This window comes from Streptomyces sp. MCA2 (assembly GCF_023544705.1).
Classification (GTDB): Bacteria; Actinomycetota; Actinomycetes; order Streptomycetales; family Streptomycetaceae; genus Streptomyces; species Streptomyces decoyicus.
Genome location: NZ_JAMJFM010000059.1, coordinates 1 through 15,812 on the forward strand (window position 1 = coordinate 1; position 15,812 = coordinate 15,812).

Genomic DNA, 15,812 nt, shown 5'->3' on the forward strand with positions numbered 1-15,812 from the left:
TCGTCTTCTCCACTGACCACTTTGTCCTGCTCGGCCAGGAGGGCGCGGCGGGACTGGGATTCAACCGGCTGTCCGACTACCGGCGTCCCACCTGGCCGGACCCTTCCCAGGAAAAGCAGGCCCATATCGAACTGGGCGTCGATGACTTGGATGCCGCCCAAGCGCGGCTGCTCGCCCTGGGGGCCGTCAAGCCCGAATTCCAGCCGGACCCCGACCGGTGGCGGGTCCTGCTGGATCCCGCAGGCCACCCGTTCTGCATCTCCACCCTGGTCTGAGCACGAGCCGCAAACCAATGACGACGATCGCGCATCCGGGCAGGCAGGCGCAGCGAACTCGCGCTGCCTGGCCGGTGCCTGGAGAGGTTGCAGGGCGTCCTAGTCAGTCGACGTACCTGATCAGACAGCGCCTGTTGCTCCGGCCGTGATCGCAGCCAGATAAGGGGTGCGGCGGCGGTGACGGTGCCCAGGAAGACGTATCCGCGCTTGTCATAGTCATAGCGGGTGGCGACGGCTCTGAACTGTTTGAGTTTGTTGATCGCCCGCTCGACAGCGTTGGGCTTCTTCTACCGCTCTTTATCGAAACCCGGGGGCCGTCCGCCGCGTGCACGTCGGCGCAGGCGGCCGCTCGGCGCCGACCGGCCCGCGCCTCCCGGTCCCGCCTCTCCGGGATCACATGCCGGATTCCGCGCTGACGCAGAAAGGCGCGGGTTCTTCGGTTGCGATACGGCTTGTCCGCGCCCACGCCGACGGGAGTGCGGCGGGGTCGCCCCAGGCCCAGCCGAGGGACACGAATCTTGATCATCACCGCCTCGACCCGGGTGCAGTCCGCCCGCTGTCCTGGCGTGATGATCAGCGACAGCGGGCGGCACTTCCCCTCCGCCGCCAAGTTCAGCTTCTTGGCCAGTCCACCGCGGGAGCGGCCAAGAGCTTCGCCCGCCGCTAGATGCCCACCACTGCCCTGATGGCCGTAAGGGGCGCCTGCGTTGCACGACCGGCGGCTTTGCGCTGGGGCTGCGGGGCAAGCGCAGCGCGGGCGTTGGGCCGAGAGCGGGGTCAGGAGGACAGGCTGACCCGGGTTTCGACGAGGTGCGGTTCGCGGTCCTCTGCCACGCAGCACAGTGCCTCGCGTACGGCGAGGGCGCCCAGGCGGACGAACACCATCTCGCAGGTGTCGACCCAGTGCCAGGACATGGCGCGCACGATGACCCGCGCCCGCGCCTTCACCGGGGCGCCTCGGCGGGCTTCGGGGTCCTCGGCGGCGTCCGTGGCAGCCAGTTCCCGCATCACGCCAACGGCGAGCGACTCTTCGTACTCCGGCGCCCGTTCGGGCGAGGCAGTGCAGGCGAACGTGATGGACGAGTCGACTCCCGCGGGCAGCGGCTCGAAGTCCAGCTCCACCCTCCCGTACGTCGGGGCGCAGGCGCCGAGCGTCTGTCGGGAGTGCACCTTCACTCCCCGTACGGGGCGCGTGAGTCCGATGGGCGGATTGGTGGTCATGGCAGGCACCGTACGGGCGATGAGTCCGCCATGCCACCGGCTTTGTGGGGCGCCGGCGCAGTCATGTCGTAGGCGCCGCGAGCTCGTCGCGGGCACCGGAGCCGGTGACGCCGCCCGACGGCCGCGAGCTGTGCACCGGCGGTAACCCCTTGGGGGATCTGGGTGCGTGTATGGGGTGTCGCGTTTGTGCTGGTGGGCGCGGGGGAGTGTGCGCCTGGCGTGGTGTGGTTGTGCATATGTCTGTGTTTTGTAACACCAAACCGGATTTCTTCCGCCAAGGTGTGACCGGGCGTCACTGTGTGGGAGCCCGGTCAAACCGGCCGGGTATCCGGTTTCCGGCACCTGGTAATGGGTGCCGTATCCAGGGGGTTTTCGTGCTCCAAAACACTTCGCGTATCGCCGCCGCCGTCCTCGGTTCGGTGGCTCTGGCGGCCACCGCAGTCCTTCCGGCGGCCGCGGCCGGCCATGGGCGTGCTCCGGCCCCGCACCACCGGTCGGCGGTGGTACTCGGTGCGATCCAGTACGACAGCCCCGGGCGGGACGACCGCTCCAACCGCAGCCTGAACGCCGAATATGTGACGGTGAAGAACACCGGCCGGATGCCGGTCAACCTGCGCGGCTGGAGCCTGTCGGACCGCGCCGGCCACACCTACCGTTTCGGCAATGTCCGCCTCGGTGGCCACTCCCAGGTCCGTGTCCACACGGGCATCGGCCGTGACAACCGCTGGGATGTCTTCCAGGACCGCCGCGACTACGTCTGGGACAACCACAGGGGCACTGCGGACCTGCGGAACGACCACCGCCGGATCGTCGACTCCGAAAGCTGGGGTCGCCACGGTCACCACGGTCACTGAGGCCAGGCTGATCACACCCACAACTGGCCGGTGAGAACGGAGATCTGAGGGCCGCCTCACCGGCCACACGGTGCGCCGCAGGTTCCTGCGCCTGCGGCGCACTGCCATGTTTCCGGACGGTCCGCCCGGTCGCCCGTCGGCCCGTCCGGCGGCCCGTCCGTTGGTCTTTGCTGATCTGCCCGTTCGCCCGGCCTCCGCCCGACCGGCCCGTTGTGACGTCACGTCAGGCGGTGAGTCGTCGAAGGTCGTGGTGAGGGCGTCGACTAACTGCCGGGCTTCGGCAAGCCCGCCACCGTACAGAGCGTGTCCCCTGCCAGCGGGCTCAGCCGACGCGCAGCCGGCCGCAAGGCTCGCCGTCAAGCCATTCGTCCCGCTCGTGCTCCGCGATGAGCGCCGACAGCTGGTCCTTGACGGACGGTTCCATCTGATTGGTGGCTGCGTTGAACTCGCGCACCGCCTCAGCATCGCTGTCGGCGAGCAGCAGCAGGACCTGGCCGCTGTTCCCCGACGGGATGCTGACGACTTCCGCCGCCGCCAAGGCCACGCCCCGCGCCAGGTCCATCGATGGGAAGCGCTCCAGGGCGCCGAAGCCGGCTTGGTAGGCCCCGTAGTCCTGGTCGACCTGAAGCGAGGCGATCAGCGCCCGGACGGCTGCCGGTCCTTCCGAGCCGTCGACCATGTCCGCGAGTTCCAGATAGCGATGGAATCGGCGCACGGCTTCCTCCTCCGTGACTCCGCCCTCGCCGGCCAGGACGATCCGGCCCATCGCCAGCAGCTCGGTGCGCCATTCCTCGAAGTCGCCGACAGGCATGTTGCTTCCCTTCGTCAGTGAACTGCCGGACGCCTGAAGCCCGGTAGGGAGGCGGTATGGCGGGCTCGTCGATCCGGTCGCGTCGCCGCGCTCTCCGCGGGCCGTCGCTGCCAGCTCTTGATCTTCTCACCCACTGCCACCATGCCCTCGGCCGCCGACCCGGCTCCGTCCTGGAGAAGGGAGGGGGCGAGGCCGTAGTGGAAGGCGACCGCTGCGGCTGGGCCATTGTCGGTCCCCGCTGCTGATTCCTGGTACGGCCCTGAGTCGACTTCAGCGTGTGGGGCTGACGGCTTGTAGCAGTCGGCCCTCGGCGTATGCCAGGGCCGGCGCGGGAAGCGGCGCCGCACGCCCGCTGAGGAGCACGGTCACCGTGCCCTCTGAGGGTGCGCCGGGTGCGGGCGGCTCGCCGATCCGGCGCAGCGTTTGGGCGGCGACCGCACCGGCCGAGCCGTGCAGGACGAGCGGCGGCATGCGGGGACGTTGGACGGCGGCGCGGATGCGCTCGGCGACGAGTTCGTAGTGCGTGCAGCCCAGGACGATGGCCCTTACGTCGTTCGGGGTGCGCTCCGCTGCGGCGACGACCGCGTGGGCGATGGCTGCCTCGTCCGCGTTCTCGACGGCGTCGGAGAGTCCGGGGCACGGCACCTCGGTGACCGCGACGCCATGGGCGAACTCCTCGATGAGGCCGCGCTGGTAGGGGCTTCCGGTGGTGGCGGGGGTGGCCCAGATGGCGACGGGCCCGCCGCCCGAAGCGGCCGGCTTGATCGCCGGGACCGTGCCGATGACCGGCAGGTCCGGCTCCAGCCGGGCGCGCAGGGCGGGCAGGGCGTGCACGGAGGCGGTGTTGCAGGCCACGATCAGCGCGTCCGGGCGGTGCGCGGCGGCCGCTTCGGCGGTGGCGAGCGCATGCGCCGTGATGTCGTCGGGGGTGCGCGGTCCCCACGGCATGCCGTCGGGGTCCGAGGAGAGAACGAGATCGGCGTCGGGGCGCAGGCGGCGTACCGCGGCGGCCGCCGCGAGGAGTCCCACTCCGGCGTCCATGAGCGCGATCTTCACCCGGCCACCATGGACCGGTGCCGGAGCAACTGCGGTGCGCTCCTCGTGACGGTGCTTATGTGCGTGGTCGTAGCGATCCACAATCTCCTGCGCCATGTCAGTCGCCTCCGGTGTGTTCGTGCCTCCATGGCACTGGCGCCGAGTCTGCAACGGTGATCGGATCCGACTGCATGGCCAATTCTGGGAGAGTGGTGTGGCAGTGGTGTGGCCGAGTCGACGCCGTGCCGGCCTGTGAGCACATCCGTTGGTCAATGTGGTCAGTTGCGGTCAGTGCGGTCAACTGCCGTGCTCAAGGCGGCCGATCGACGGGAACCGGCCTCGTGGAGGCGGGCCGCGGGCGAACTCTGCTACGTGGGACCGAACGTCGGATCGGTGCCGGTCAGGTCGCAGCTGGCGGCCCATAGGTGTGCCGCGGTCGTGGCGTCGGTCAGGTGGTCCCAGGCGGGTTCGGGCCTGGGCCTCCCGCGTAGCCCGAACACCCGGGGTCCCCACATCTGGCCACCGCGTACGTCCGGGTCGAGCACGGCCCGGACGGCGGGCCACGCGCCTGCTTCCTTGCCCTGGACGAGAGCGCCCAGTGGTAGGCCGCGCAGTCGCTCGCCGGTGGTCCGGACATGAACCGGCGGGCGCGAGGGGGTGAGGGAGTCGAGCGCGCCGCCGGGATGGACGACCACACTCAGCGTCGTACTGCCCGCGGCGCGCAGGCGGCGGTCGAGTTCGAAGCCGAAGAGCATCTGGGCCAGCTTCGACCGCCCGTAGGTGCGCTTGGGCCGGTAGTCGTGTGTGCTCTGGAGGTCGTCGAGGTCCATGCGTTCGGACTTGGCCGCGAAGCTGCCCGTCGTGATGATCCGGCTTCCCGGTGCGGCCATGAGCAGCGGGGCGAGCCAGCTGGTCAGTGCGAAGTGACCGAGGTGGTTGGTGGCGAACATCAGCTCGTGGCCGTCGTTGGTTTTCCGGCGCGGTGGATGGTCGAGCGCCACGCCGGCGTTGTGGACGACCGCGTCGAGGCGGTCCAGCCCGAGCGCGTCCACGGACGTCTTGAGCGAGGCCAGATCGGCCAGGTCGAGATGCAGATGCCGCAGCTCGGCACCAGGGGCGCGGGCACTGATGGAAGCGATCGCGGCTTCGGCCTTCGCCGCGTTGCGGCTGCTGAGAACGACCGTGGCTCCGGTGCCGGCGAGCTGCTCGGCGACGAAATACCCCACGCCCGCGTTGCCTCCGGTGACCAGGAAGCTCTTGCCTTCGGCGCGCGGCAGCCGGTGCACGTCCCACGGCTGGGTCTTGAGTACGGAGGTCATTGCAGTTCCTTGTGCTCGGAGTGATCTGTGGGCGCGTTCTGTGGGGGGATGCATCGGAGTGATCTGGCGGCGGTCAGGGGGACCCCTCGGTCCCCCTTGAGTCCCCCTTGAGTTCCCCTTGGTCCCCTTGGGTTCTCCTTCGTTACCGATGCCGCCCAGGTCTCACGGTCCCGGCGGCCACCGACACCCCGCCGACAGATCGATGTCCGCCACCGACAGCCGACCGACACCTGCGAGCCGAGCGGAGCCGGTCGCGTGCCGCCCCCTGGCATCGCTCACGCGCATCGGACGATGCGCGCCCGGCCCGGCGTCATCTGCGTACGGCGCTCGCTCGGAACGCTCACCGGTCCGCCCGGTGGTCGCTCGGTCGGCTGCACGGTTTGTTGTGCCGGAGACGATCGGGGTACCCCCTAGGAACCGCGGGCTTTCGGGCTCGCGTATTCGTGAACCGTGCATGTCCGAGCATCTGGAATCCGAGGGAGCCGCTGTGAAGTTTGGTGTGTCCACCTTCATCACCGACCAGGGCATCGCGCCCGCCGCCCTCGGGCGCGCTGTCGAGGAGCGAGGGCTCGACTCCTTGTTCATCGCCGAGCACACCCACATCCCGGTGGACCGCCGCTCGCCGTACCCGGCCGGCGGTGAGCTGCCGGAGATCTACTACCGCACCCTCGACCCGTTCGTCGCGCTCAGCGCGGCCGCCGCGGTGACCGAGCGGATCCTGCTGGGCACCGGCATCGCGCTGGTGGCCCAGCGGGACCCGATCATCACGGCCAAGGAGGTGGCCTCCCTGGACCTGGTCTCCGGTGGCCGAGCCGTCTTCGGGATCGGCGTCGGCTGGAACAGGGAGGAGATGGAGAACCACGGGACCGATCCGCGCACCAGAGGCCGTCTCGTCGACGAGCGGCTCCAGGCCATGCGCGAGCTGTGGGCCAAGGAGAAGGCCGAATTCCACGGGGAGTTCGTCGACTTCGATCCCGTCTACTCCTGGCCGAAGCCGGTTCAGCGCCCGCACCCTCCCCTCTACGTCGGTGGCGGAGAGGCCGCCTTCGAGCGGGTGGCTGCCTTCGGCGACGCCTGGCTGGCCAATAGCCTGCCGCCCCGGGAACTGGGACCGAAGATCGACCGGATGAGGAGCATCGCGGGCCGGGACGTGCCGGTGACGGTCTACGCGGTGGACAAGGACCCCGGGATCATCGAGCAGTACACACAGCTCGATGTCGAGCGGCTGCTGTTCTACCTGCCGACGATGCCGGCGGCTGAGACGCTGCCGTACCTGGACGAGCTCGCCGACGTCGCGCGGCGCTTCCGGTGAGCCGTCGGGTGCCGCAGTGCCGAGGATGATGAGCGGCCAGGCCCGGGAGCACTTCGCGCGGGCCCGGATCGCCCGGCTCGCGACCGTGGACGCCTCCGGCCGCCCCCACCTGGTCCCCGCGGTCTTCGCCCTCACCGGTGACACCGTGGTCTTCGCCGTGGACCACAAGCCGAAGCGGTCGGTCCATCTGAAACGGCTGGCCAATATCCGCGTCCATCCTGCGGTCTGCCTGCTCGTGGACGACTACGACGAGGACTGGGACCGTTTGTGGTGGGCGCGGGCGGATGGCACGGCCGCTGTGCTGCCGCCGGCCGAGGGGTCGGCCGTGTCGGCGCGGTATGCGGGCCTGCTGGCGCGGAAGTACCCGCGGCAGTACGCGGACCGCCCACCGGAAGGGCCCGTGGTGGAAATCGCGGTGGCTCGGTGGTCAGGTTGGCACGCCACCTGAAGCCCACCCAGGTGGCGTGCAGGCTCGTCGTGCACCCAGTTGGCCGTGGGGCGCGAACTCGACGGAACTTCTGTGTTTCGGCTGAGGTGCGCGGGGCACACGCCTTGTAGTCCCCGGCTGGTCTCCCCCGTCCAGCCGGGGACTGTTGTCTTCGGGGCGCCCGATGGAGTTGATGTCCCCCCGCGAAGCGTGGCCGTTCGCCGAGGGCGGTGCCATGGCGGGCAAGGGCACCGCTGTGCCCGGGGAACCGCCTTCGGCTCCGGCATGCGGACGGGTTACTGGCGGGAAACCTCAGATCTCGCGCAAACCTTGCAGCTCAGCGTTGATCCTCTGTACGAGCGATGCCAGGGTTTCGGGAATTCCTCTCGCCCGCATCACAGTGAAATCGTGGAGGCCCTATGGCTGTCCGTCGTGCCGCTGTCGTCGCCGTGTCAGCGGCTGCGCTCAGTCTTTCCCTGCTCACCACCTCCTGCCAGGTCAACGGCGCCGCGTCGGCCACCGACGCCAAGGAGCAGCCGCCCGCCAAGAAGGCCGTGGCCACCGGCAGCGGCGGCGCGGTCTCCAGCGTCAACCCGTACGCCTCCCGGGCGGGGCTCGAGGTGCTGCGCAAGGGAGGCAACGCGGTGGACGCGGCCGTGGCAACCGCCTCCGCGCTCGGCGTGGTCGAGCCCTACTCCGCAGGCGTGGGGGGTGGCGGCTACATGGTCTTCTACGACGCCAAGGCCAAGAAGGTGCGCACCCTCGACGGCCGGGAGACCGCGCCGCGCAGCATGCGCTCGGACTCCTTCCTCGACCGTTCGACCGGCAAGCCCCTCCCCACCGAGGACGTGATCAACTCGGGCCTGTCGGTCGGTGTGCCCGGCACCCCGGCGACGTGGAACAAGGCCCTCAAGGACTGGGGCACGATCTCCCTGGCGAAGGCCCTGCGCCCGGCCACCCGGATCGCCGACGACGGCTTCGTGGTCAACGACGAGTTCCGGGCCCAGACGGCCATGAACGAGAAGCGGTTCCGCGACTTCAAGTCCACCACCGACCTGTTCCTGCCCCAGGGCAAGCTCCCGGTGGTCGGCTCGCGCTTCCGCAACCCCGATCTCGCCCGGACCTATCGGCAGCTCGCCCGTGAGGGCGTCGACGCCCTCTACCGCGGTGCCGTCGGACGCGATGTGGTGCGGACCGTCCAGAAGCCGCCGATGGCTCCCGACTCACGGCACAAGGCCCGCCCCGGTCTCATGAAGACGGCCGACCTCGCCGACTACCAGGTCGAACGCAGGGAACCGACCCGTACCAAGTACCACGGACTGGATGTCTACTCCATGGGTCCGTCCTCGGCCGGCGGCACCACGGTGGGCGAGGCGCTGAACATCCTGGACAACTTCCGTCTCTCGAAGGCCGACAAGAGCCAGGCCCTTCACCACTACCTGGAGGCCAGCCGGATCTCCTTCGCCGACCGCAACCGCTGGGTGGGCGACCCGGCATTCTCGGATGTGCCCACCAAGCAGCTGCTCTCCAAGGAGTTCGCCAAGGACCGGGCCTGCCTGATCCGTTCCGACAAGGCGCTGACCAGCCCGCTGGCCCCCGCCGACCCGCGCCACCCGGGCTCGGGCTGTGACCGGAAGACCGGCAACAAGCAACCGCACGAAGGGCCCTCGACCACACATCTGGTGGCCTCGGACCGCTGGGGCAACGTCGTCTCCTACACCCTGACGATCGAGCAGACCGGTGGCTCGGCCATCACCGTCCCCGGCCGCGGATTCCTCCTCAACAACGAACTCACCGACTTCGACTTCGCTCCGCTCACCAAGGGGACGCCGGATCCGAACCTCCCGGGGCCCGGCAAGCGTCCGCGCAGCAGCATGTCGCCGACGATCGTCCTGCGGGACGGCAAGCCGATGATCGCTGTCGGTTCGCCGGGCGGTGCCACGATCATCACGACGGTGTTGCAGACTCTGGTCAACCGTCTGGACCTCGGCATGTCGCTGCCGGCGGCAGTCGCCGCACCGCGCCTCTCGCAGCGGAACCAGACGGCGACCGAAGCCGAACCGGCGTTCCTCAGCTCTTCCGAACGCAAGACGCTGGAAGGCATGGGCCACCGGTTCGTCCTGGCCCCGAAGGCCTTCACTCCGTCCCCGGAGATCGGGGCGGTGGCCGCCCTGGAGTTCCTGACACACGGCAAGGTCACGGCGGTGGCCGAACCCAGGCGCCGTGGCGGCGGTTCGGCCATGGTGCTCAACGAATCCCGCTGAAGCCGGTTCCCTGCGAGCGGTCCTCTCCGAGCGGTCCCCTCCGGGCATCACCCGGAGGGGACCGCGTCGGTTTCCGGAATGCGTCGCGGTACGGGGGAGGCAGTCCGGTCGGCGTCGGCGCCACTACTGGCGGACCGACACCCCCGCACCACTCCAACGGCGCACGCCGCGCACGCCGCGCATGCCGGTGCCGGTACCTGACTGCCCGAGCGTCCCGTCATCCGGATGCCGGACGGGAGGACGTAAGCCATCTGCCTGCCATGCCGCCCGCCCACGCCGGGCCGTGCCTATGGTGATCACATGTCTCCCCTGCTCTGGAGCGGGCCGACGGCAGGCAACCTCCGGCCTTCCCACGGCAGGCAATCTCCGGCCTTCCCGCCATCCCTCCTGCCTCGGAGCATGACGTGCGGAACAAGACTCCTCTGACGGGCCGTCTCGCGGTCGTGACGGGCGCCGCGCGTGGTCTCGGCGCGGGCATGGTGCGGGAACTTGCGCGCCGCGGTGCGCGGGTCATCCTCCTGGGGCGGGAGGAGGAAGCGCTCGCGCGGGTGGCGGACTCGCTGCCCGTCGAAACGCACTGCTTCGAGGTCGACGTCACCCATGACGAGGCGATGGAGCGTGTGTCCGCGCAGATCCACGAACGCATCGGCCGGCCGTCGGTGGTCGTCGCCAACGCCGGTGTGGCCGAGGGCGGCCCCTTCGGCAGCTCGGATCCGGCCACCTGGCGGCGGGTCATCGAGGTGAACCTCATCGGCAGCGCCATCACCGCCCGGACTTTCCTGCCCGGCCTGCTGGCCACGCGCGGATACTTCCTGCAAATCGCCTCTACGGCCGCGTTCGGGCCGGCGCCCATGATGAGCGCGTACTGCGCCTCCAAAGCCGGCGCGGAGTCCTTCGCCCAGTGCCTTCGTGCCGAACTCGCCCACCAAGGGATCGGAGTCGGCATCGCCTACCTGAACTGGACCGATACCGACATGATCCGCGACGCGGATCAGTACGGCGTACTCCGGGAGCTACGCGCCCACATGCCGTCACCGGCCAGACGTGTCTACCCCGTCGAGACGGTCGCCGCACGTATGGTCGCGGCGATCGAGCGCCGTGCCTCCGCTGTCTACATGCCTTCATGGCTGCGCCTCGCACAGCCGGTCCGCCCCGTGCTGCCACCGCTGGTCACCTGGATCTCCCGGCGCGAGTTGCCCCGGCTGGCCGAAGAGGCCGGCTTCGAACAGACGGGCCTCCTCGGTGCCGGCGGTCGCGCGGACCAGGTGTCCGGCACGTCGCACACCCGCCGGGACACCTGACACGGCGTGGTGTGCGGATCGTCGGTCAGCCGTCAGCCGTCAAGCCGTCAGCCGTCAGGGAACTACAGGGGCTTAACCGAACGCGTCCGCGCCTCGTGGTGTCTGTGGCGTGCCCACGCCCCACCCCTGCACCAGCCTCTCCACGCTCCCGCCCGCAAAGGCCCTCGCCCCGCCACCACCGCAGGGCGCGCCGGACGTTGCGCCCGCGCCGCCCCGGTGGCGTCCCGTACGACGGGCGGCCCGGTTATGGCGGCCACCACATGCCGGACAGTAAAATCTTAGGCAAGCCTAAGCTAAGTTAATGGCTCATGGCCTCGCAGTGGGGCGCCTCTGTGAAGGAGATTGACGCCATATGACCGCACTCGCCCACCGCATGCGCCGTACTACCGCGATCGCCGTGAGCCTCGCCGCCGGCAGTACTCTCGCCCTGGCCGGAACCGCGACCGCGCACTCAGGGAACCCGTGCGGCTCGGTGGCCAGTTCCGCGCCGGTTGCCAAGGGCCTGTACCAGACCGTGTACTCCGAGCGGAACCACGTGCTCTGGGCCACCTCCTCCGTGGGCGAACCGCCGGTCACCAACTCCAGCCTGGTCAAGCTCGATCCGCACACCCTCAAGGTCGAGGCGATGTACAGACCGCCGGTCACCGACCCGGAGACCGGCGCCGTCGAGGCCGTGTACGGCATAGCCGTCGACGACGAGCACAACACCGTCTGGACGACGAACACCCGCGACAATTCCGTGGGCGTCTACAGCCAGCGCACCGGGAAGCGCCTGGCCACCCTGCCCGGCGTGAACCATGCCCGCGAGGTCGTCGTCGACGAGAAGCACAACCTTGCCTGGGCCAGCAGCTTCGCCGACGGCAGCGTCATCGCCTTCGACACCCGCACCTACACGGAGAAGAAGCGGGTCACGCTCGCGGGATCGAGCCCCGCCGGCATGGCGGTCGACGAACGGACCGGAACCGCCTACGCCACCGACTTCGCCAACGACCGGATCATCGAGATCGCCCCGCGCGCCAAGAGCCCGCGCCTGATCCCGACCGGGGACAGCCCTCTCTCGATCGCCCTGTCCAAGGACGGCCGCACCGCCTACTCCGCCGACCAGGCGGCCGGCACTGTCTCAGTGATCAACCTTCGTAAGGGTGCCGTCACCAGGACCGTGCCGACCGGTGCGGGCGCGAAGTCCGTGGCCACCGATCCGCGTTCGGGCCGGGTCCTGGTCGCCAATCGCACCACGGCCACCGTCACGGTCGTCGACCCCCGCAAGGGCACCGTCGTCGACAGCCTGGCCACCGGCGCCAACACCAACCACGTCCACGTGGCTCACGGCGCGGCGTTCGTGGCCGTCAAGTCGGGTTCCGGCCCCGAGGGCCAGGACCTCCTGCACCGGTTCCCCCTCGGGCACTGACACCCCACCACCGCGGCTCGGTCTGCTGGCACGCTTCGGATCCGGAACTCGGGGACATTCCGCTCACTCTGATCTCGGCCGGGCGCACCTCCGTCGGTATGCCCCGCCAGGTCCGCGAACAGGCCACCGCCTCGCACCTGCACCGGGCTCAGGAGTCACCACGGGGCCGCCACGTCGTCATCCCCCAGGCGGACCACATGACGCCGGTGACCGCCCCGACGGCTCTCGCCGACGAGATCGTCCGGATGCTGTAGCGGCCATCTCCCTGGCCGGACTGCACGTCGCGGGCAACTTTCTCTGGGCAGTTGGAGCGACATGTCTGCGCGTTGCCCGACTACGACGTTGATGCGGGGGGAGCAGTGGGCTCGGGCGGGGAGAATGCGGGCGGTTGCGGTGTCGTCCAGCTGACGAGGAGCTGGAGGGAGCGAGCGGATTCGGAGCCCGGTTCGACGTTGTAGACGCACAGGGTCTGCTCGTTGTCGCCGGGCACCTGGAAGGACTCGTAGGAGAAGTGCAGGTCGCCGACGAGGGGGTGGTGGTAGCCCTTGGCGCCGTGGGTACGGCGCAGCACGCGGTGGTCGTTCCACCAGGTGGAGAACTCCGGTGACTTCAGGGTGAGTTCGCCGACGAGGTCGGCGAGCTGCTTGTCGCGGGGGTGGCGGCCGGCTTCCAGGCGGAGGACGGCGACGGTTTCCGCGGCGATCCGGTCCCAGTCGAGGACACGTTCGCGGGCGGCGGGGTCCAGGAGGTAGTAGCGGGCCAAGTTGCGGCGGGGCGCGGGCAGGGCGTCGAAGTCGGTGAGGACCTCGCGGGCGAGGTGGTTGGAGGCCAGGACGTCGGTGCGGCGGCCGAGGATGAAGGCGGGCACGTGGCCGAGGGTCTGCAACATCAGGTGCAGGCCGGCGCGTACGCGCTGGGGGCTGGTCGGGCCACGGCGCGGTGCGGTGGAGCGGGCCAGCAGGTCGGTGAGGTGCTCGCGCTCTGAGTCGTCGAGGTGCAGGGCGCGGGCGAGGGCTTCGAGGACCTCGGGGGAGGGATTGCCGACGCGGCCCTGCTCGAGGCGGGTGTAGTACTCGGTACTGACCCCGGCGAGGCGGGCCACCTCGTCGCGGCGCAGCCCGGGGACGCGGCGGGTGCGTCCGTCGTCGGGCAGGCCGGCCTTGTCCGGGGTGAGCCCGGCACGCCGGATGCGTAGGAAGTCGGCGATCTCGTGGCTGCGGTCCATGTCTCCATTGTGGTCGTGCGGGGCAGGGCGTGCCCGCGCCTGGGTGGCCCTGCGGATACCTGCCTCACGGATACCTGCCTGGGCAGGGCCCGCTTCGGCGGCCTGCGAGAGCGATGTGGGTGGTGTTCTGGATCAGGGGCGCGGCGGCAAACGGCCGTCATCGCTTCGAACCCCTCACCCACCACCTTGAAAGGTGTGCACCATGGCCACGCAGTCTTCCGTCCCTCCCCTCACCGGCCGCGTCGCGGTCGTCACCGGCGCCTCCAGCGGCATCGGTGAGGCGTCCGCCGAGCACCTGGCCGCGCTCGGCGCCCACGTCGTCGTCCTGGCCCGGCGCGCGGAGCGACTCGACGAGCTGGTCGCCCGGGTCAAGAAGCACGGCGGCCGGGCGCTGGCTCTGGCCGTCGACGTGACCGACACGGCAGCGCTCCAGACGGCCGCGGACCGAGTGGCGGCCGAACTGGGCGGCGCCGACCTGCTCTTCAACAACGCGGGCGTCATGCTTCCCGCCCCGGTGGAGGAGCTGGCCACCGACCAGTGGCAGCGCCAGATCGGCCTCAACGTCACCGGCCTGATGAACACCATCGCCGCGTTCACCCCGCAGCTGGTGAAGGCAGCTGCCGAGCGCGGTGTGGCCGACCTGATCAACACCTCGTCGATCGCGGCGCAGAACATCTTCCCGAACTTCGCCGTCTACTCCGCGACCAAGGCGTACGTCACCCACCTGTCCCGGCACCTGCGGGTCGAACTGGGTGCCAAGAAGGTACGCGTGGCGGCGATCGAGCCCGGCATCGTCGGCACCGAACTACAGAGCCACGTCACTGATGAGGGCGCGCTTCAGTGGCTCGAAGGCTCCAAGGAGACGATGGAGTGGCTCACGCCGCAGGACATCGCGCGGACCGTCGGCTTCCTCGCGAGCCTGCCGCCGCGCGCCAACCTACAGCAGGTCACCATCATGCCGACCGGTCAGGCCAGTTAGGACGCCCCGTGGGAAGGCGTGATCAATATTCGATTTGCACTGCCGCACCAGGGTGGATCGCCGTAGAGCGCCGGTGTGACGCGCCGACGGCTCAGCGATGACCAGTGGAACCTCATCGAGCCGTACTCGCCGATGGGCGAGTACGGCCCCTGCCCTAGTGCACGCAGAACTCGTTGCCCTCCGGGTCCGTCATGACCACCCACTCGCCGCCCGGTTCCTTGACGTGGCTCTGGACCCGGGCGCCGAGGGCGCGGAGGCGCTCAACCTCTGTGTCCCGCCCGCCGGCGGGGCCGTGCAGGTCGATGTGCAGGCGATTCTTGGTCGCCTTCTTCTCCGCCGACGGGACGCGATTGAAGAGCAGCCGGCGTCCCAGCCCCGTGCCGCTCTCCGCGTCGTACGGGTCGTCGGGGTGGCGTACCGCTGCTGCGTCCCGCCAGGCGCGGCGGTCGTGGTGATCGATGAGGATCTCGGGCGGGATGGTGCCGAGGTCGAGGAGCTTGCCGATGAGGGCACTGTGGTCCTCGATCTCGTAGCGGAGTGCGGCCCCCCAGAAGTCGGCTTGGGCGTGCGGGTCGTGGGAGTCGACGACGAGTTTCCAGTGCAGAGGCGTTGAGGTCATGTTCACCACTTATAGCCCACGGCACTGACACCGGGGGCGCCGCTCGCACGCGGTCGAGTGGTTCAGAGGTGTTCAGTGATCGAGTGCGGTCGGCGAGCCCCGGGCGAGGTGCCGGTTGGCTGTCGCACGGACTTCAGTACCTACGTGCCCTTGTGGTGTGCTCGGTCTGCGACCAGGTCCGGCTCACGATCCGGCTTCGTCGTCAGCCGCTCCCGCTCCCGCTCCCGTTCCCGCTCGTCGACCTCCGAACGTGCCGGCCAGGTAGGCGTTGCGGCTTCTGATGAGGTGGGGCATGTACCGGCTGAGGAGGATGCGGTCGACGGCGCGCCCGAGGGGCCCCAGCGGTGAAGCGAAGTCGATGACGTCTCTCATCACGGTGCCGCCGGCGCCGTCCGGCTCGAAGTGGTGGGCGTGATGCCATCGCTTGAAGGGCCCGGACTCCTGCTCGTCCACGAAGCGGCGGGGCCGGTCGTACGAGGTGATGCGGGCCTTGAGTCGCCAGGTCAGGCCGAAATGGCGAGCCTGGAACGTCACGGTGTCACCGAGCGACAGCTCGCCCCGGGTCCTGCCGTCGACTGCTCGCTCCGAGGAAGAGGCCATCGAGCGGGTGTGCGCCTGCACATCCAGGCACACCGCGAACACCTGGTCCGGGGGCGCTGCCACGGGTGTCACGACCTCGAAGTTCGGCATGAGCTCAGCGTAGCCACCGGGCATCGTCTTCCGATCACCGGATCGTTGCTCCGGTCGCGGGCCGGGCTTGTC

The 15,812-nt window shown here is 69.8% G+C and carries 16 protein-coding genes; 9 read left to right on the forward strand and 7 right to left on the reverse strand.

Annotation, left to right across the window (positions count from 1 at the left end):
• Positions 1-275, forward strand: a 275-nt coding sequence (locus tag M8I34_RS34505) for a VOC family protein (RefSeq protein WP_250056493.1), incomplete at its 5' end; no start/stop codon positions are given.
• A gap of 777 nt (positions 276-1,052) precedes the next feature.
• Here the strand turns inward: M8I34_RS34505 and M8I34_RS34515 are convergent.
• Positions 1,053-1,496, reverse strand: coding sequence for a hypothetical protein (locus tag M8I34_RS34515; RefSeq protein ID WP_250056495.1), 444 nt, complete (start codon positions 1,494-1,496; stop codon positions 1,053-1,055).
• A 374-nt stretch (positions 1,497-1,870) separates the two neighbouring features.
• Between M8I34_RS34515 and M8I34_RS34520 the strand changes: the two genes are divergently transcribed.
• Entirely contained in the window at positions 1,871-2,350 is a 480-nt protein-coding gene (locus M8I34_RS34520) for a lamin tail domain-containing protein (protein ID WP_250056497.1), read from the forward strand.
• Positions 2,351-2,672: 322 nt separating this feature from the next.
• Here the strand turns inward: M8I34_RS34520 and M8I34_RS34525 are convergent, their stop codons facing one another.
• The 3 genes from M8I34_RS34525 to M8I34_RS34535 all read right to left on the reverse strand — a co-directional run bounded on the left by M8I34_RS34525 (position 2,673) and on the right by M8I34_RS34535 (position 5,515).
• The gene (locus tag M8I34_RS34525; RefSeq protein ID WP_250056499.1) at positions 2,673-3,161 is read right to left on the reverse strand and encodes a hypothetical protein; all 489 of its coding nucleotides are present in this window, start codon (positions 3,159-3,161) and stop codon (positions 2,673-2,675) included.
• Positions 3,162-3,431: 270 nt separating this feature from the next.
• Positions 3,432-4,217, reverse strand: a complete 786-nt coding sequence (locus tag M8I34_RS34530) for a glutamate racemase (protein WP_250056588.1) — start codon at positions 4,215-4,217, stop codon at positions 3,432-3,434.
• 347 nt (positions 4,218-4,564) lie between these two features.
• A complete protein-coding gene (locus M8I34_RS34535) occupies positions 4,565-5,515 on the reverse strand; it encodes an SDR family NAD(P)-dependent oxidoreductase (protein ID WP_250056501.1) in 951 nt (316 codons plus the stop codon).
• A gap of 487 nt (positions 5,516-6,002) precedes the next feature.
• Here M8I34_RS34535 and M8I34_RS34540 point away from each other — a divergent pair, with 487 nt between their 5' ends.
• The 6 genes from M8I34_RS34540 (at position 6,003) to M8I34_RS34565 (ending at position 12,481) form a co-directional block, all read left to right on the forward strand.
• Positions 6,003-6,827, forward strand: coding sequence for an LLM class F420-dependent oxidoreductase (locus M8I34_RS34540; protein ID WP_250056504.1), 825 nt, complete (start codon positions 6,003-6,005; stop codon positions 6,825-6,827).
• Positions 6,828-6,852: 25 nt separating this feature from the next.
• A complete protein-coding gene (locus M8I34_RS34545; protein WP_250056590.1) occupies positions 6,853-7,275 on the forward strand; it encodes a TIGR03668 family PPOX class F420-dependent oxidoreductase in 423 nt (140 codons plus the stop codon).
• A gap of 398 nt (positions 7,276-7,673) precedes the next feature.
• Positions 7,674-9,518 (forward strand): gamma-glutamyltransferase, encoded by a 1,845-nt coding sequence (ggt, locus tag M8I34_RS34550; RefSeq protein WP_250056506.1) that lies wholly within the window; start codon positions 7,674-7,676, stop codon positions 9,516-9,518.
• 404 nt (positions 9,519-9,922) lie between these two features.
• On the forward strand, positions 9,923-10,819 hold the full coding sequence (locus M8I34_RS34555) for an SDR family oxidoreductase (protein WP_250056508.1): 897 nt from the start codon (positions 9,923-9,925) through the stop codon (positions 10,817-10,819).
• A 352-nt stretch (positions 10,820-11,171) separates the two neighbouring features.
• Positions 11,172-12,227, forward strand: coding sequence for a YncE family protein (locus M8I34_RS34560; RefSeq protein ID WP_250056509.1), 1,056 nt, complete (start codon positions 11,172-11,174; stop codon positions 12,225-12,227).
• Between the two features lie 98 nt (positions 12,228-12,325).
• Complete coding sequence (locus tag M8I34_RS34565; protein WP_250056511.1) at positions 12,326-12,481, forward strand: hypothetical protein; 156 nt, start codon at positions 12,326-12,328, stop codon at positions 12,479-12,481.
• An 80-nt stretch (positions 12,482-12,561) separates the two neighbouring features.
• On the opposite strand, the gene M8I34_RS34570 is transcribed toward M8I34_RS34565, so the two are convergent.
• Positions 12,562-13,452 (reverse strand): helix-turn-helix transcriptional regulator, encoded by an 891-nt coding sequence (locus M8I34_RS34570; RefSeq protein WP_250056513.1) that lies wholly within the window; start codon positions 13,450-13,452, stop codon positions 12,562-12,564.
• Positions 13,453-13,654: 202 nt separating this feature from the next.
• Between M8I34_RS34570 and M8I34_RS34575 the strand changes: the two genes are divergently transcribed.
• Positions 13,655-14,431: an SDR family oxidoreductase gene (locus tag M8I34_RS34575; RefSeq protein WP_250056515.1), complete on the forward strand. Its 777-nt coding sequence runs from the start codon at positions 13,655-13,657 to the stop codon at positions 14,429-14,431.
• A gap of 154 nt (positions 14,432-14,585) precedes the next feature.
• Here M8I34_RS34575 and M8I34_RS34580 read toward each other — a convergent pair whose 3' ends face one another.
• Together M8I34_RS34580 and M8I34_RS34585 are read right to left on the reverse strand one after the other, a co-directional pair.
• A complete protein-coding gene (locus M8I34_RS34580) occupies positions 14,586-15,050 on the reverse strand; it encodes a VOC family protein (protein ID WP_250056517.1) in 465 nt (154 codons plus the stop codon).
• Between the two features lie 183 nt (positions 15,051-15,233).
• Positions 15,234-15,740 carry an SRPBCC family protein gene (locus tag M8I34_RS34585; RefSeq protein ID WP_250056519.1) on the reverse strand — a complete coding sequence of 169 codons (507 nt, stop codon included), beginning with the start codon at positions 15,738-15,740 and terminating at the stop codon, positions 15,234-15,236.
• Positions 15,741-15,812 lie beyond the last annotated feature (72 nt).

Bases quoted from the DNA above. Each gene is read 5' to 3' on its own strand.
- M8I34_RS34575 (WP_250056515.1), top strand. From the start codon at position 13,655: ATGGCCACGCAGTCTTCCGTCCCTCCCCTCACCGGCCGCGTCGCGGTC.
- M8I34_RS34560 (WP_250056509.1), top strand. From the start codon at position 11,172: ATGACCGCACTCGCCCACCGCATGCGCCGTACTACCGCGATCGCCGTG.
- M8I34_RS34545 (WP_250056590.1), top strand. From the start codon at position 6,853: ATGATGAGCGGCCAGGCCCGGGAGCACTTCGCGCGGGCCCGGATCGCC.
- M8I34_RS34565 (WP_250056511.1), top strand. From the start codon at position 12,326: ATGCCCCGCCAGGTCCGCGAACAGGCCACCGCCTCGCACCTGCACCGG.
- M8I34_RS34515 (WP_250056495.1), bottom strand. From the start codon at position 1,496: ATGACCACCAATCCGCCCATCGGACTCACGCGCCCCGTACGGGGAGTG.
- M8I34_RS34585 (WP_250056519.1), bottom strand. From the start codon at position 15,740: ATGCCGAACTTCGAGGTCGTGACACCCGTGGCAGCGCCCCCGGACCAG.
- M8I34_RS34580 (WP_250056517.1), bottom strand. From the start codon at position 15,050: ATGACCTCAACGCCTCTGCACTGGAAACTCGTCGTCGACTCCCACGAC.
- ggt (WP_250056506.1), top strand. From the start codon at position 7,674: ATGGCTGTCCGTCGTGCCGCTGTCGTCGCCGTGTCAGCGGCTGCGCTC.
- M8I34_RS34570 (WP_250056513.1), bottom strand. From the start codon at position 13,452: ATGGACCGCAGCCACGAGATCGCCGACTTCCTACGCATCCGGCGTGCC.
- M8I34_RS34535 (WP_250056501.1), bottom strand. From the start codon at position 5,515: ATGACCTCCGTACTCAAGACCCAGCCGTGGGACGTGCACCGGCTGCCG.
- M8I34_RS34525 (WP_250056499.1), bottom strand. From the start codon at position 3,161: ATGCCTGTCGGCGACTTCGAGGAATGGCGCACCGAGCTGCTGGCGATG.